Source organism: Streptomyces sp. NRRL F-5123, from assembly GCF_000721495.1.
In the GTDB taxonomy this organism is placed as follows: Bacteria; Actinomycetota; Actinomycetes; order Streptomycetales; family Streptomycetaceae; genus Actinacidiphila.
This window is the reverse complement of sequence record NZ_JOHY01000043.1, coordinates 1-15,023: the sequence shown is the minus strand read 5'-3', so window position 1 is coordinate 15,023 and position 15,023 is coordinate 1. Positions and strand designations below refer to the sequence as shown.

At 75.1% G+C, this 15,023-nt stretch carries 14 protein-coding genes and 2 rRNA genes; 5 read left to right on the top strand and 11 right to left on the bottom strand.

Annotated elements, in window-relative coordinates; translation table 11 throughout:
* Positions 1 to 22: 22 nt before the first annotated feature.
* The 4 genes from IH54_RS0127545 to IH54_RS42540 are packed head-to-tail and all read right to left on the bottom strand — an operon-like array spanning position 23 to position 3,413.
* Positions 23 to 937: an NAD kinase gene (locus IH54_RS0127545; RefSeq protein ID WP_031521826.1), complete on the bottom strand. Its 915-nt coding sequence runs from the start codon at positions 935 to 937 to the stop codon at positions 23 to 25.
* Positions 934 to 1,743 carry a TlyA family RNA methyltransferase gene (locus IH54_RS0127540; RefSeq protein ID WP_031521824.1) on the bottom strand — a complete coding sequence of 270 codons (810 nt, stop codon included), beginning with the start codon at positions 1,741 to 1,743 and terminating at the stop codon, positions 934 to 936. The genes IH54_RS0127545 and IH54_RS0127540 overlap by 4 nt, the downstream gene beginning before the upstream one ends.
* 13 nt (positions 1,744 to 1,756) lie before the next feature.
* A complete protein-coding gene (locus IH54_RS47965; RefSeq protein ID WP_324607823.1) occupies positions 1,757 to 2,254 on the bottom strand; it encodes a hypothetical protein in 498 nt (165 codons plus the stop codon).
* Complete coding sequence (locus IH54_RS42540) at positions 2,247 to 3,413, bottom strand: hypothetical protein (protein WP_063762387.1); 1,167 nt, start codon at positions 3,411 to 3,413, stop codon at positions 2,247 to 2,249. The genes IH54_RS47965 and IH54_RS42540 overlap by 8 nt, the downstream gene beginning before the upstream one ends.
* Positions 3,414 to 3,575: 162 nt before the next feature.
* Here IH54_RS42540 and IH54_RS0127525 point away from each other — a divergent pair, with 162 nt between their 5' ends.
* A complete protein-coding gene (locus IH54_RS0127525; protein WP_031521815.1) occupies positions 3,576 to 3,923 on the top strand; it encodes a sterol-binding protein in 348 nt (115 codons plus the stop codon).
* On the opposite strand, the gene IH54_RS0127520 is transcribed toward IH54_RS0127525, so the two are convergent.
* From IH54_RS0127520 to IH54_RS0127510, 3 genes are all read right to left on the bottom strand, one after another.
* Complete coding sequence (locus IH54_RS0127520) at positions 3,871 to 4,761, bottom strand: ABC transporter ATP-binding protein (RefSeq protein WP_052397933.1); 891 nt, start codon at positions 4,759 to 4,761, stop codon at positions 3,871 to 3,873. The genes IH54_RS0127525 and IH54_RS0127520 overlap by 53 nt on opposite strands.
* A 298-nt stretch (positions 4,762 to 5,059) precedes the next feature.
* Positions 5,060 to 6,085: a FecCD family ABC transporter permease gene (locus tag IH54_RS0127515; protein ID WP_031521809.1), complete on the bottom strand. Its 1,026-nt coding sequence runs from the start codon at positions 6,083 to 6,085 to the stop codon at positions 5,060 to 5,062.
* Between the two features lie 83 nt (positions 6,086 to 6,168).
* On the bottom strand, positions 6,169 to 7,167 hold the full coding sequence (locus IH54_RS0127510; protein ID WP_043182464.1) for a FecCD family ABC transporter permease: 999 nt from the start codon (positions 7,165 to 7,167) through the stop codon (positions 6,169 to 6,171).
* 140 nt (positions 7,168 to 7,307) lie between these two features.
* Between IH54_RS0127510 and IH54_RS0127505 the strand changes: the two genes are divergently transcribed.
* Positions 7,308 to 8,357: an ABC transporter substrate-binding protein gene (locus IH54_RS0127505; RefSeq protein WP_234343923.1), complete on the top strand. Its 1,050-nt coding sequence runs from the start codon at positions 7,308 to 7,310 to the stop codon at positions 8,355 to 8,357.
* Between the two features lie 4 nt (positions 8,358 to 8,361).
* Positions 8,362 to 9,183, top strand: a complete 822-nt coding sequence (locus IH54_RS0127500) for a siderophore-interacting protein (protein ID WP_031521802.1) — start codon at positions 8,362 to 8,364, stop codon at positions 9,181 to 9,183.
* A 602-nt stretch (positions 9,184 to 9,785) separates the two neighbouring features.
* Here IH54_RS0127500 and IH54_RS0127495 read toward each other — a convergent pair.
* Positions 9,786 to 10,790 (bottom strand): HAD-IIA family hydrolase, encoded by a 1,005-nt coding sequence (locus IH54_RS0127495; RefSeq protein ID WP_031521800.1) that lies wholly within the window; start codon positions 10,788 to 10,790, stop codon positions 9,786 to 9,788.
* A 139-nt stretch (positions 10,791 to 10,929) separates the two neighbouring features.
* On the opposite strand from IH54_RS0127495, the gene IH54_RS0127490 reads away from it, so the two are divergent.
* Positions 10,930 to 12,240 carry a DUF1015 domain-containing protein gene (locus tag IH54_RS0127490; protein WP_031521797.1) on the top strand — a complete coding sequence of 437 codons (1,311 nt, stop codon included), beginning with the start codon at positions 10,930 to 10,932 and terminating at the stop codon, positions 12,238 to 12,240.
* A gap of 75 nt (positions 12,241 to 12,315) precedes the next feature.
* Here the strand turns inward: IH54_RS0127490 and IH54_RS40280 are convergent, their stop codons facing one another.
* Positions 12,316 to 13,317: a hypothetical protein gene (locus IH54_RS40280; RefSeq protein ID WP_234343926.1), complete on the bottom strand. Its 1,002-nt coding sequence runs from the start codon at positions 13,315 to 13,317 to the stop codon at positions 12,316 to 12,318.
* A 399-nt stretch (positions 13,318 to 13,716) separates the two neighbouring features.
* Here IH54_RS40280 and IH54_RS45710 point away from each other — a divergent pair, with 399 nt between their 5' ends.
* Positions 13,717 to 14,658, top strand: a complete 942-nt coding sequence (locus IH54_RS45710) for a hypothetical protein (protein ID WP_159012086.1) — start codon at positions 13,717 to 13,719, stop codon at positions 14,656 to 14,658.
* A 26-nt stretch (positions 14,659 to 14,684) separates the two neighbouring features.
* On the opposite strand, the gene rrf is transcribed toward IH54_RS45710, so the two are convergent.
* Together rrf and IH54_RS0127475 are read right to left on the bottom strand one after the other, a co-directional pair.
* Positions 14,685 to 14,801: ribosomal RNA gene (gene rrf / locus IH54_RS0127480) — 5S ribosomal RNA — on the bottom strand.
* A 142-nt stretch (positions 14,802 to 14,943) separates the two neighbouring features.
* Positions 14,944 to 15,023: ribosomal RNA gene (locus IH54_RS0127475) — 23S ribosomal RNA — on the bottom strand; the annotation flags it as partial.

Sequence of the window (15,023 nt, the reverse complement as noted above, 5' to 3'; positions counted from 1 at the left end):
CGGGCAGTCGGCTCCCCGCCGGCTACGACGGCGCGCCGCGCCAGCCCGCGACGGGCAGCGCGAACTTGGCCACCAGCCGGTCGGTGAAGGACGCGTGGTGCAGCCGCGCCAGCCGCACCGGCACGGCGCCTCGCCGGACCTCCACGCGGGCGCCGGCGGGCAGTTCGACGGTGCGTCGCCCGTCGCACCACAGCACGCCGTTGGGTGTCTCGGGCTGCACCTCGACGGCCAGCACCGACCGCGGGGAGGTGACGAGCGGCTTGGCGAAGAGCGCGTGCGCGCTGATCGGCACCATGAGCAGCGCCTCGACCTCGGGCCACACCACGGGCCCGCCGGCAGAGAAGGCGTAGGCGGTGGAGCCGGTCGGGGTCGCGCAGACCACGCCGTCACCGCCGAAGCGGGAGACGGGCCGGCCGTCGACCTCGGTGACGACCTCCAGCAGCCGCTCGCGGGACGCCTTCTCCACCGACGCCTCGTTGAGCGCCCAGTCCCGGTGGACGACCGCCCCGTCGTTGCGCACCAGCACGTCGAGGGTCATGCGCTCCTCGACCTCGTACTCGCGGGTGACGACGCGGTCCACGACCTTGTCCAGGTCGTCCCGCTCGGCCTCGGCGAGGAAGCCGACCCGCCCGAGGTTGACGCCGAGCAGCGGCACCCCCGAGGCGCGGGAGAACTCGGCGCCGCGCAGCAGCGTCCCGTCCCCGCCCAGCACGACGATCAGCTCGCAGCCCTCGACGGCCTCCGGCCCGGCCTCCGCGACCAGCTCCACCGCTTCCGGCAGCGGCAGGTCCACGGCCTCCTCGACGAGCAGCCGCACGCCGATCCCGCAGCGCAGCAGGGCCTGCACGACCCGCTCGGCACTGCGGATCGCGGCCGCCCTGCCGGTGTGGGTCAGCAGGAAAACGGTACGGTTCTGCGTCTCGCTCACGATGGTCACCGGTTCGGCCCCTCCGCCACGGCACGGTCGACATCGGCCGGGTCCAGCGCGGGCGCACCGGCGCGCAGCCACAAGAAATATTCCACGTTGCCGGACGGCCCCGGCAAAGGACTTGCTGTGACGCCGAGCACGCCGAGCCCGAGTCCGGCCGCCTGCCCGGCCACCGTGCGCACGGTCTCGGCGCGCAACTGCGGGCTGCGCACCACTCCCCCGCTGCCCAGCCGCTCGCGGCCCACCTCGAACTGCGGCTTGACCATCAGCACCAGGTCGGCGCCGGGTGCGGCGCAGCGCACGAGGGCGGGCAGCACCAGGCCGAGCGGGATGAAGGACAGGTCGCCGACGACCAGGTCGACGGGCTCGCCGTCGATGTGGTCGAGCGTCAACTCCCGGACGTTGGTGCGGTCCTTCACCACGACCCGCGGGTCGCTCTGCAGCGACCACGCGAGCTGCCCGTAGCCGACGTCGACGGCGACGACCTGTGCGGCGCCGGCCCGCAGCAGGACGTCGGTGAAGCCGCCGGTGGACGCGCCCGCGTCCAGCGCCCGGCGGCCGGCGACGGCCAGGCCGCGGGGCTGGAAGGCGGCGAGCGCGCCGGCCAGCTTGTGGCCGCCGCGCGAGACGTACTCCGGGTCGTCCCCGCTCTCGGCGACCACCAGGGCGGCCGAGGTCTCCACCTGCGTGGCGGGCTTGGTCGCGGTGGCGCCGCCCACCGTCACCCGGCCCGCGGCGATCAGCTGGCTCGCGTGCTCGCGCGAGCGCGCGAGTTTGCGCCGCACCAGCTCGGCGTCGAGGCGGCGTCGTGCCACTGCCACGTACGGTTCAGCTCCTGTTCTCGTCCAGCGCTGCGAGCGCGTCGCGCAGCCCGTGGTGCACATCCTCGTACACCTCGATGTGGGACTGCGTGGGGAGTTCGTCGGCGTCCACGAGCCGGGCGAGCGCCGCGTCCACGTCGGCGTTCCCGGTCGCCGGGACGGCCACCCCCAGCGGCTCCGGCCGCGCGGGGGCGTCCTCGCCGTAGGCGCCCGTCCCGTCGTCGTCGCCCCGCTGCTCGGGTACGGCCACGGGCAGGTCGGCGGGCGGCTCGCCGTAGGTGGCGCGCCCGGCGTACGACCCGGGCTCGGCGGCCTGCTCGGGTACGGCCCCGGGCCGGCCGGCCGGGGGCCCGGCGTTGGTGGCACGCCCCGCGTACGACCCGGGCTCGGCACCCTGCTCCGGCGGGGCGCTGTGGGTGACGCCCTGCTCCGGCAGGCCGGCCGGCCGCTCGGCGTGGGCGGCGCGCCCCGGGTACGGGACGGGCTCGGCGGCGGGCTCACTCATCGCCGGCTCCGGCGGGGGGCGCGGACTTCTTGGCGGGGGCGGCCTTCTTCGCGGCAGCGGCGGGCTTGCCGGGCGCCGCCTTCTTCGCCGCGGGCGCCTCCCCGGCAGCGGTCTTCTTCGCCGGGGCCTTCTTCGCGGGCGCGGCGGCGCCGGAGGCCGAGGTGGCCGACTTCTTCGCCGGGGCCTTCGCAGCCGCCTTCTTCACCGCGGGCGCCGCGGCACCGGCGGCGGGGGCAGCCGACTCCTTCGCGGCCGTCTTCTTCGCGGGCGCCGCGGCACCGGAGGCCGGGGCAGCCGACTTCTTCGCCGGGGCCTTCGCCGGGGCCTTCTTCGCGGCCGCCTTCTTCGCCACGGGCGCCGCGGCACCCGAGGCCGAGGTGGCCGACTTCTTCGCCGGGGCCTTCGCCGGGGCCTTCTTCGCGGCCGCCTTCTTCGCCACGGGCGCCGGGGTCTCCCCCTCGGTCTCCTGCGCGGTGGCCGCGGTCGTGCGCAGCGGGTTCGCCGTCGTCTTCGGGGTGGCGGCGACCTTCCTGCCCGCGGCGGCGGAGGCCCGGGCCGCGGACTTCTTCGCCGCGGTCTTCGTGGCGGCCGTCGTCTGGTGAGCGGCGGCCGACTTGGCCGTGGTCGCCCGCTTGGCGGCAGCGGTCCTGCGGGCCGCGGGCGCGGCCTTCTTCGCGGGGGCGGCGGCCTTCTTCGCCGCCGGCTCCGTCTTCTTGCCCGGCGCGGGCGGCTCGGTCGCGACGGGCACGTGCTCCACCGGGGGCGTGGACGCGGGCTCGGGCCGTACGGCGTACGTGCCGCCCGTCTCCTCCTCCGTCGCGTCCGACTCCAGGTTGCGGATCCGGCGTTCGAGCGTCTCCAGCACGACGCCGACCTTCGTGACCTCGTCGGCGAGCCGGCCGACCCGGCTCATCGTCTTGTCGACTTCCTCGCGGACGATCCCGAGCAGCAGGTCGCGGTTGGCGCGCCCGGCGGCCATCAGCTCGTCGGCGAGCGTCTGCACCTCCGCCGGGATGGCCGAGTTGATCCGCCGCTGCACGGCGTCCACGTCGATGCCGGTCTGGTCCAGCATGTCCCTGGCCGCGTCGACCGCGCGGCGGCGGGTGGCCTCGGTCAGGCCGCCCGCGATCTGCAGACAGGTACGCAGCGCGTCCCGCATCGCTCTCACTCCTCGCCTCGCCCGTTGACACATCGTCCGGCCGGCGGCCCGCGCGCGGACCCCCGTGGTCAAGACGCTACCGCCTCCGGTCCCGTCGGCCCGCCGACGGTGCCCTGCGGTACGGTCGTGGCGACGTAACAGCGACCGGGAGACACCGCGCCGATGGCCACCCTCGATGAGTGCAGGACCGCACTCGACCAGTTGGCGCGGAACATGGCGGAGGCCGAGGGCGACGTCCGCTCGGCCGCCGCTCTGGACCGCTCGCTGAGCTGCCGGATCACCGACCTGGACACGACCTTCACCGGGCGGCTGGCGGGCGGCACGATCACCGGCGTGACCGCCGTGCCGGGAGTGCCGGCGGACAAGGCGCAGATCCGGCTCACGATGACCGGGGACGACCTGGTCGCGATGGTCGGCGGCGAGCTGAGCTTCGCCAAGGCGTGGGGCAGCGGCCGGGTCAGGGTGCAGGCCTCGCTGCGGGACGTGCTGCGGCTGCGTTCGCTGCTGTGACGGCGGTGCCCGTACGGCGGCGGGCCGCGGGGATCACCAGCGGGGTGCCGCTCTCCGGGTCCTCGATGATCCGGCAGGTCACCCCGAAGACGCGCTCGACCAGTTCGGCGGTGATGACCTCAGCGGGCGGCCCCTGGGCCTCGATCCGCCCGTCGCGCATCGCGATCAGGTGGGTGGCGTAGCGGGCGGCCTGGTTGAGGTCGTGCAGCACGGCGACGAGGGTGCGCCCGCCCTCCTCGTGCAGCCGCGCGCACAGGTCGAGGACGTCGATCTGGTGCTGGATGTCGAGATACGTGGTGGGCTCGTCGAGCAGCAGCAGCGGCGTCTCCTGGGCCAGGGCCATCGCGATCCACACCCGCTGCCGCTGCCCGCCGGACAGCTCGTCGACCCGGCGCGCGGCGAGCGCGCCGACGCCGGTGGCGGCCATGGACTCCGCGACGATCCGCTCGTCCTCGGCCGACCACTGCCGCAGCAGCCCCTGGTGCGGGTAGCGGCCGCGGGCCACGAGCGAGGCGACGGTGATGCCGTCGGGCGCCACCGAGGTCTGCGGCAGCAGCCCGAGGGTGCGGGCCACGGACTTGGCGGGCAGGCCGCCGATCGCCCGCCCGTCCAGCAGCACCCTGCCCTCGGCGGGCCTGAGCAGCCGGGCGAGCGCGCGCAGCAATGTCGACTTGCCGCACGCGTTGGGGCCGACCACGACGGTGAAGGAGTGGTCGGGTATGTCGACACTGAGCCCTTCGGTGACGACCCGCCGGTCGTACCGGAGCGTCACCGCGTCGGCCCGCAGCCGCGGCCTCCCGGTGCTGTCCGTCGATGTGTCGGCAAGGCGACTGGTCATACTGCTGCTCCCTGGGCGGTCGTTCGCCGGTGGTCGGTGCGTGCGCTGCGCGGCGCACGGCGGTGGGTACGTATGCGGTCCGGTCCGCGGCCGGTGGGTGGAGCGGTCATGTCCGGCCCGCCCGGCGCCGTACGCCGCGCGGGCCGCCGCGGTGGGTACGGAAGCGGTCTGGTCCGCGGCCGCGGCCGGTGGGCGGCGCGGGTCATGTCCGGCCCGCCCGGCGCCGTACGCCGCGCGGGCCGCCGCGGTGGGTACGCAAGCGGTCCGGTCCGCGGCCGCGGCCGGTGGGCGGCGCGGGTCATATCCGGCCCGCCCGGCGCTCCCCGACGAGCAGCCACAGCAGGTACCCGCCGCCGAGCACGCCGGTGGCGACGCCGACCGGCACCTGCCCGGAGCCGAAGGCGCGCTGCGCCGCGAGGTCGGCGAGCACCAGCAGCGCGGCGCCCATGAGCGCCGACGGCAGCAGGCTGACGCCCGGCGTGCGGGTGATCCGGCGGGCGAGCTGGGGCGCGGTGAGCGCGACGAAGGCGATGGGCCCGGCGGCGGCGGTCGCGGCGGCGGTGAGCAGCACCGCGCAGAGCACGGCGGTCAGCCGCACCCGCTCGACCCGGACGCCGAGCGCGCGGGCCGCGTCGTCGCCCATCTCGGTGATCCGCAGCGCCGGGCCCTGCGCGAGCAGCACCGGCATCAGGACGGCGCAGCAGCCCAGCAGCGGCCGCACCTGCTCCCAGCCGCGTCCGTCGAGGGAGCCGCTGATCCAGATGACGGCCCGGGCGACGTCCACGAAGTTCGCCTTCACCAGCAGGTAGCTGTTGACGGCGGCGAGGATCGCGGAGCCGCCGATGCCGACGAGTACCAGCCGGTAGCCGTGCACCCCGCGCTGCCAGGCGAGCGCGTAGACGGCGAGGCCGGTGAGCAGCCCGCCGGCGATCGCGCCCGCGGAGACCTCGAGGGACGAGCCGTGCAGAACCACGATCACCAGCAGCGCGCCGGCCGCCGAGCCCTGGCCGAAGCCGATGACGTCGGGGCTGCCCAGCGGGTTGCGCGACACGCTCTGGAAGGCGGCGCCCGCCATACCGAGCGCGGCGCCCACCAGCAGCGCCACCAGCACCCGCGGCAGCCGCAGCTGACGCACGATGAAGTCCTGGCCCGCGGTGCCGTGTCCGAGCAGCGTGCGCAGGACGTCAGCGGGCGCGACGGCGTAGTCGCCGGTTCCGACCAGCAGGACGGCGGCGGCGAGCACGACGGCCAGCAGACACGTACCGGTGAGGGCGGCGCGCCGGTCGAGGCGCAGCGACAGCCCGCCGCCCGGGGTGCGCAGCACGGCGGTACGGGCGGTGCGGCCGGTGCGCGGTGCGGGGTGTGTGCCGGGTTCTCCGGGGTCGCGGGCCCCGGTGTGCTCGGGGCTCACAGCTCCGCCGTCCTGCTGCGCCGGGCCAGCGCGATGAAGACCGGCCCGCCGACGATCGCGGTGACGATGCCGACCTGGAGTTCGGCCGGGCGCGTCAGCAGCCGGCCCAGCACGTCGGAGCCCAGCAGCAGCACGGGTGAGAGGACGGCCGCGTAGGGCAGCGTCCAGCGCATGTCGGGCCCGGTGATGCCGCGCACCATGTGCGGGACCATCAGGCCGATGAAGACGATGGGCCCGCAGGCCGCTGTGGCCGCCCCGCACAGCAGGGTGATCGCCGCCGTCACGGCGACCCGGGTGCCGGTGAGGCGGGTACCGAGGGCGCGCGCGGTGTCGTCGCCGAGCGCGATCGCGTTGAGCGGGCGGGCAGCCGCGAAGGCCAGCACCGCGCCGACGGCGAGGAAGGGCACGACACGCCGCACGGTCGCCATGTCGGCGGAGGCCAGCGAGCCGACCTGCCAGAACCGCATGCGGTCCAGGGCGACGCTGTCGGTGAGCTGGACCGCGCTGCTCCAGCCCTGCAGCAGCGCGGTCACCGCCGTTCCGGCCAGCGCGAGCCGTACCGGGGTCGCGGAGCGGCTGCCGCCGATCGCGTAGACCAGCACCGACACGGCGGCGGCGCCGGCGAGCGCGAACCACACGTACGCGCCGGGCGAGGTGACGCCGAAGAAGCTGATGCCGGTGACGACCGCCGCGGCCGCTCCCGCGTTGACGCCGAGCAGGCCGGGGTCGGCGAGCGGGTTGCGGGTGAGGGCCTGCATCGCGGCGCCGGCGAGACCGAGGGCCGCGCCGACCACGAGGCCCAGCACCGTACGCGGCAGCCGGAGTTCGCGCACGACCACGTCGTCGTCGGTGCCGGAGTAGTGGAAGAGCCCGTGCCAGACCTGGTCGAGCGGAATGTCCTTGGCGCCGACCGCGATGCTCGCCGCCATGACGGCGAGCAGCACCGCGGCGGCCGCGAGCAGCCCGGCACCTCGGGTGACCTGCGTTCGGGCGATGGGGCCCGCGCCGGGGGCGGCGGGGGCGCGGGGTGGGGAGTCCTGGTCAACCAACACGGAACTTAGGTTAGCCTAACCTCGCTACGTCCTTCCGAGCAGAGCGGCAGCCTCCCATGACCTCGTCCCGCACCCCTTCCCGTATGTCCGGAATCCCCCGCCGTGGTGTGCTCGCCGCCGGTGGCGCGCTGGGCGCCGGCGCGCTGCTGGCCGCTTGCGGCGGCTCCGGTTCAGGTTCCGGCTCCGGCGCGGGTCCCGGTTCGGGTTCCGGCTCCGGCACGTCGTCGGCGGGCGCCGGGGCGTCCGGGCCCTTCAGCTTCACCGACGACCGCAGGAAGGCCGTCTCCCTCGGCAAGGCGCCGAAGAACCTGGTGGCGTACGTCGGTTCCGCCGCGGCCCTGCACGACTACGGCGTCGAGTGCACCGGTGTCTTCGGCCCCACCACCCTCAAGGACGGCTCCCCGGATCCGCAGGCCGGCGACCTCGACGTCACGAAGGTCACCGTCATCGGCAACGTCTGGGGCGAGTTCAACATCGAGAAGTACGCCGCCCTCGGTCCCGGCCTGCTCATCAGCCACACCTACGACGCCAAGGCCCTCTGGTACGTGCCCGAGCAGAGCAGCGCCAAGATCCTCGCCCTCGCGCCCAGCGTCGCCGTCAACGTCGCCGGCGTCCCCCTCACCACCCCGCTCCAGCGCTACGCCGAACTCGCCGCCGCCCTCGGCGCGGACCTCGGCTCCGCCGCCAACGCCGCCGCCAAGGCCCGCTTCGAGAGCGCCTCGGCCGCTCTGCGGACCGCCGCCAAGGCCGCCGGCGGCATCACCGTCATGGCCTGCTCGGCGAGCGCCGACTCCTTCTACGTCTCGACCCCGTCCTCGGCGGCCGACCTGACGTACTACAAGAGCCTCGGCGTCGGCTTCGTCGTGCCGGACAAGGTCGAAGGCGGCTTCTTCGAGACGCTCAGCTGGGAGAACGCCGGCAAGTACAAGGCCGACGTCCTCATGCTCGACAGCCGCTCCGCGACCCTCCAGCCCAAGGACCTCACCGGGCGCCCCACCTGGCAGCAGCTGCCCGCCGTCAAGGCCGGGCAGATCTTCCCCTGGCCCAGCGAGCCGATCTTCTCCTACGCGAAGTGCGCAGACCAGCTGGAGGCCCTGACGAATGCTGTCAACGGTGCGAAGAAGGTGAGCTGACGCCGTGTCCCGGCCCCTGCCGCAGCCGCAGCCCACGTATCGGTTCTTGGACGTCCAGGTGCTGCGCACCGAGCGGCTCTCCCGCTCGCTGCTGCGGGTCGTGTTCGGCGGCCCCGGCCTCGGGGCCGTCGTCAGCGGCGGGCGCGACCAGCGGCTCAAGCTCTTCCTGCCGCAGGCGGGGCAGGACGCGCCCGTCCTGCCCGACGTCCTCGACGCCGGCTGGTACGCGCGCTGGCGCGCCCTCGACCCCGCTGTGCGCGGCATCATGCGCACGTACACCGTCCGCGACGTGCGGCGCGACCCCGACGAACTGGACATCGACTTCGCCCTCCACGGCGACCTCGGGCCCGCGTCCCGGTGGGCCTGCGCGGCAGCCCCCGGCGACCGGGTCGCGCTTCTCGCGCCCGTCGTCACCGACAACGGCGGGGTCGACTTCCGGCCGCCGGAGGGGACGGACTGGGTGCTGCTGTGTGCGGACGAGACCGCGGTGCCGGCGGTCGCCGGCATTCTGGAGTGGCTGCCGGCGGGTACGCCGGTGAGGGCGTGGATCTCGGTGGCCGACGCGGCCGATCGTGTGGAGTTCCCGACGAAGTGCGAGGCCGAGGTCAGCTGGCTGACCCGGCCCTCGTCGCTTGCCGAGGCCGTCGCGGCCTGCGCGCTTCCCGCCGGTCGGGCGTACGCGTGGCTCGCGGGCGAGGCCTCGCTCGTCCGCGAGGTCCGCCGGCACCTCGTGGGCCCCCGCGCCTTCCCCCGCCCCGCCGTGACCTTCACCGGCTACTGGCGCGCGGGCACGACGGAGGACGCGCTCCTGTCGGAGTCGGCGTAGCCCTGCGGGGCTTGGGGGTTGCGCTCCGTTCTGCGCGGTGCGGTTCGCTGCGCGACCTTGCCGCCGGTGGGGGCTTGCCGCGCATTTCTCCCCCAGAGCTTCGCCTGGGAGGTACTCCCACGCGCCCCCGGCGTACCCGGCGGGGCACCTTGCCGCCCGAGGTGGTGGGGTCAGGTGCCACTCCGGGGGTACCTCCTCGGAATGCGCGCTCACCCTCCTCCCGAGTTGGTGCCGCGCTGGGAAGCGCATTCCTGCGGGGGCACCCCCGGATCGTCCCCCTCCCAGGTTTCGCCGGCGGCTGCCTGCCGGTGGGGGTGGGCGGGGTAGATCGTGCCCCTCCCAACGTTGCGTCAGCCGCTGCCTGCCGGTGGGGGTACGGGTGGGCGGGGTAGATCGTCCCCCCCCCTGCGGTACGTTGGCGGCTGCCCGCCGGTGGGGGTGAGTGTGCGAGGGGCTGCGGTTTGCCCCCGATGGCGGGTCACCCCCACAGGGGGCCGTCAGCCGACGTCTTAACCTGCACGGGTGGTGGGGGTGGGAGACACCCCGCGCCGGCAGGCGCGGGCGCCCCCAGCGGCGGGAAGCCCGAAAGCCCGCCGCACGGGCTAGAGGGCCAGGGTCTCCAGGCCCGGGGTGGCGTCCAGGTCCGGGCGGGTCCAGGCGGCGGCGCAGAGGGCGCGGAGGCCGTCGAGGGGGTCGCCCTCGCCCATGAGGGAGAGGGAGGAGTGGGAGGGAGCCGCGGTCCAGGCGCCGCAGCGGGCCTGGTCGGAGGACCACGTGACCTCGGGGTGCGGGGCGAGCAACCCCCGCAGGTCACGGGCGACGTACGTGGGGCGGTGCCGCGGCTCCGCGGCGAGGAGAGCCGCCGCCGTGGTGACCCCGGTCAGGACGAGGAGGGAGTCGACGCCCCCCGCATGCGCCCCCTCGATGTCCGTGTCGAGCCGGTCCCCGACCACGAGAGGCCGCCGCGCCCCGGTCCTGATCACCGTCTCCCGGTGCATCGGCGGCAGCGGCTTGCCGGCGACCCGCGGGGTGCCGCCGGTGGCGATCCGTACGACCTCGACGGCCGCGCCGTTCCCGGGCGCGATCCCCCGCGCGCTGGGGATGGTGAGGTCGGTGTTGGAGGCGAACCACGGCACCCCGGCGTTCACCGCGTACGCCATCTCCGCGAGCTGCGACCACCGCAGCTCGGGCCCGTAGCCCTGTACGGCCGCGACCGGCGAGTCCGCCGCGGACTCCACGGGCTCCAGCCCGCGTTCGCGGAGCGCGGCGAAGAGCCCTTCGCCGCCGACCGCGAGGACCTTGGAGCCGGCGGGCACCTCGTCGGCGATGAGCCGGGCGACTGCTTGGGCGGAGGTGATGACGTCCTCCGCGGCGGCGGGCACGCCGAGGTGGGTGAGGTGCTCGGCGACGGTCGCGGGCGTGCGGGCGGCGTTGTTGGTGACGTACGCGAGCCGCATCCCGTCCTTGCGGGCGGCCGTGAGGGACTCGACGGCGTGCGCGATGGCGTCGCCGCCCGCGTAGACGACCCCGTCGAGGTCGAGCAGCGCCGTGTCGTACGCGGTGTCGAGCGGCTGTTCGCTGCCGCTCGGACTGGTCCGGTCAGTCATGGCTGGGCTCGCTCCTCGTCGTCCGGCCGTCCGGCCGCGCGCGTCCGGGGAGGAGCGGGCGGTGCGGGTGGGCCGCGGCAGTCGTGTCGTTGTCCTCGACGATCATCCCCCATGCCGGTTGCGGACGTAGCATGCGCTGATGACCCACCCCGGACCCGACGACGGACCCCACCCCGGTCCCCCTCCTGCGCGGGGCCTCGACCTGGCCCCCTTCCGTGGTCTGCGGTACGCCGCCGCTCGTGTCGGCAGCCTCGCCGCGGTCACCTCGCCGCCCTACGACGTGGTCGTCCGCCCCGACGGGCAGCGCCACCTGGAGACGGCCGACCCGTACAACGTCGTCCGCCTCATCCTGCCGGAGGCGGAGACGCCCGCGGAGCAGCACGCCCAGGCCGCCCGGACACTGGCCGCCTGGCGTGCGGCGGGCGTCCTCACCGCGGACCCGCGGCCCGCGCTGTACGTCTACGAGCAGGACGACGGCGGCCACGTGCAGCGCGGCGTCATCGGCGCCCTGCGGCTGACCCCGCCGGAGGCGGGTGTGGTGCTGCCGCACGAAGACGTCATGCCGGGACCGGTCGCCGACCGCGCCGCCCTCATGCGCGCCACCGGCGCCAATCTTGAACCCCTGCTGCTCGCCTACCGCGACGGCGACGCGACCGCCTCGCTCGTCGACACCACCGCGGCCGCACGCGAGCCGCTGCTCGCCACGACGACCGAGGACGGTGTCCGGCACCGCCTGTGGGCGCTCACCGACCCCGCCGACCACGCGGCGGTCCACGCCGACCTCGCCCGCCGCCAGGCCCTCGTCGCCGACGGCCACCACCGCTGGGCCACCTACCGCAGGCTCCAGGCGGACCATCCGCCGGGCACCGCGTGGGACCGCGGCCTCGTGCTGCTCGTCGACACCGCCCGCCACCCCCTGCGGGTCCGCGCCATCCACCGCGTCCTGCACCGCCTGCCGGTGGCGCGGGCGTTGGACGCCGCCCGGCCGTACTTCCGCGTCCGCCCGCTGCCGGGGCACGGCCTGGGCGCCGCGCTCGACGCCCTGGCCGGGGCAGCGAAGGACGGCACCGCCTTCCTGCTCGCCGGGGAGGCGGGGGACGCGGGCTTCCATCTGCTCGACCGGCCGGACCTGCCCCGGCTGGACCGCTGGGTGCCCGCCGACCGGCCCGAGGCGTGGCGCCGGCTGGACGCCACCGTGCTGCACTCCGCGCTGCTCGACCACGTCTGGCAGATCCCCGACTCCCCCGACCGCATCGGCTACCTGCACACCGCGGAGGCCGCCGTGCAGCAGGCCGGCCGCCACGCGGGCACCGCCGTGCTCATGCACCCGGTACGGGAGAGCGTCGTCCTGGACCTCGCCCGGCAGGGCGTGATGATGCCGCGCAAGTCCACGTCCTTCGGCCCGAAACCCGCGAGCGGGCTCGTCATGCGCAGCCTGGACCTGGAATGAGGCAGGGCCCGGAATGACGGGAGGGAGGGGCCGCGGGCCGAAGCCCGCCGCCCCTCCCTCCGGAGGTGCTGCCGCTCAGTCCCGGTCGCTGCCGTGCGCGGGCGCGCGGAAGGGCGAGTCCAGGAAGGAGGAGGGCTCGGCCTCGTCGGTGAGGTCGTCGTCCCCCGTGGGGTCGGCGGGCTCGGCGGCCGGCGCTGCGGGCGCCTCGTCGTCGGCGTCGTCGCCCTTGTCGCCGTCGTCGTGGCCGTCGTCGCTGTCGTGGCCGTCGTCGCCGGTCACGGCTTCGGCTTCGGCTTCGGGGGCGCGGTCGTCCTCGTCCTCTTCGTCGTCCTCGTCGGTGACCGCGTCATCGGCCGTACCGGTGTCGTCCGCCTCGTCGGCGTCGGCGAAGCGGTCCCCGGACCCGGCGGCCTTCGCCTCCGACTCGTCCTCCGCGTCCGAGCCGTCGAAGGCGTCGACGAACTCGACGCCGTCGAGCTGCGCGAGCCGGTCGGACGCGTCCGTGGTGCCGTTGTGGTCGGCCTCCGCCGCCTTCGCGAACCAGTCGCGCGCCTCCTGCTCCCGGCCGACGGCCAGCAGCGCGTCGGCGTAGGCGTAACGCAGCCGCGCCGTCCACGGGTGCACCGCGTGCGACGCCAGCTCAGAGCTCTGCAGCGTGACGACCGCCGCCTCGGCCTGCCCCATGTCCTGCCGGGCGCCGGCGGCGACGAGCCGCATCTCGACCTGGCCGGCCTTGTCGAGCTTGTGCACCTCGGGCGCACCCGCCATCTCCAGCGCCCGCTCGGGGCGCCCGAGTCCGCGCTCGCAGTCCGCCATGACCGGCCACAGGTCGACCGTGCCCGTCATCCGCCGCGTCGCGCGGAATTCGGCCAGCGCCTCGGCGTACCGCTCGCTGGCGTACGACGCGAAGCCCGCCGCCTCCCGTACGGCCGCGACGCGCGACGCCAGGCGCAGCGCGACCCGCGAGTACGCGTAGGCCTGCTCGGCGTCCTCGTCCAGCAGCCGGGCCACCATGACCAGGTTGCGGGCGACGTCGTCGGCGAGCGTCTTGGGCAGGCTCATCAGCTCCTGGCGCACGCTCGGGTCGATCTCGTTGCCGGTGACCTCGTCCGGGATCGGCAGCCGGCGCACCGGCTCGCGCTCCTCCCGCCGGTCGTCCCGGCCACCGCCGCGGTTCTCGAACCGGCCGCGCCCCTCCACGAACGGACGCCGGCCGCTGTACCCGCGGTCGCGGTCACCGCCGCCACCTTCCCGGCGCGGGCCGCGCGGACGGTCGTCACGGTCGCGGGGTCGGTCGTCCCGGCCACGGTCACGGTCGTAGCGCGGACGGTCGTCACGGGGACGGTCGTCACGACGGAAGCCGCCGCGGTCGTCGTCCCGCCGCGGGCCACGGGGACGGTCGTCACGGGGACGGTCGTAGCGGGGCCGGTCCTCGCGCGGGCCGTCGTAACGGGGACGGTCGTCCCGCGAGCCCTCGTGCCGCGGGCGGTCGTAGCCCTGGCGGTCGTCACGCGGACGGTCGTAGCGGGGCCGGTCGTCACGGGGACGGTCGTCCCTGCGGAAGCCGCCGCCACTGCCACCGGGACGGTCACCGTCACGACGCGGGCCACGAGGACGGTCATCACGCCGGTCGTCGAACCGCGGGCGGTCGTCACGCGGACGGTCGTAGCGGGGCCGGTCGTCACGGGGACGGTCGTCCCTGGGGCGGTCGTAGCGCGGGCGGTCATCACGGGGACGGTCATCACGCGGGCGGTCGTCACGACGGAAGCCGCCACCACCACCGCCGCCGCCGTACGGACGGTCCGAACGCGGACGGTCATCACGGCGGAAGCCACCGCCGCCGCCACCGGGACGGTCACCGTCACGACGCGGGCCACGAGGACGGTCGTCACGCCGGTCGTCGAACCGCGGGCGGTCATCACGCGGACGGTCGTAGCGCGGGCGGTCATCACGCGGACGGTCGTCACGGGGACGGTCGTCACGACGGAAACCGCCGCCACCACCACCACCGCCGCCGCCGTACGGACGGTCCGAACGCGGCCGGTCATCACGGCGGAAGCCACCGCCGCCGCCACCGGGACGGTCACCGTCACGACGCGGGCCACGGGGACGGTCGTCCCTGCGGTCGTCACGCCGGTCGTCGGAGCGCGGGCGGTCGTCACGCCGGTCATCGCGGCGGTAGCCGCCACCGCTCGGGCGGTCGCCGTCCCGCCGCGGGCCGCCGCTGCGGTAACCCCCACGGTCGCCACCGCCGTTCGGGCGCGAGTCCCGGCGCTCGGGACGCTCGGGCCGGTCTTCAGGCGAGTTGGACATCGACGTGACTCCTCGAATCGTGCTGCTGTAGTACAAGTCTCCCGTATTCACGGGGGCACCGCGCTGCGTGAGTGCATGCAAAAGACCCCTGGTCCTAGCACGTAGGCCAGGACCAGGGGTCTGGAAAGATTGTTCGGCGGTGTCCTACTCTCCCACAGGGTCCCCCCTGCAGTACCATCGGCGCTGAAAGGCTTAGCTTCCGGGTTCGGAATGTGACCGGGCGTTTCCCTAACGCTATGACCACCGAAACGCTATCGGGTCAGCCCCACCATGACGGCAGGACTGCGACAGAGTCCAAGCGAACAAGCACACTCTTCAGTTAGGTGTTCTTGCATGTTCACCGGTGCGACTGTTCGCAACCCGGGAACCAAACAGTGGACGCGAGCAACTGAGGACAAGCCCTCGGCCTATTAGTACCGGTCAGCTCCACCCCTTACAGGGCTTCCACATCCGGCCTATCAACCCAGTCG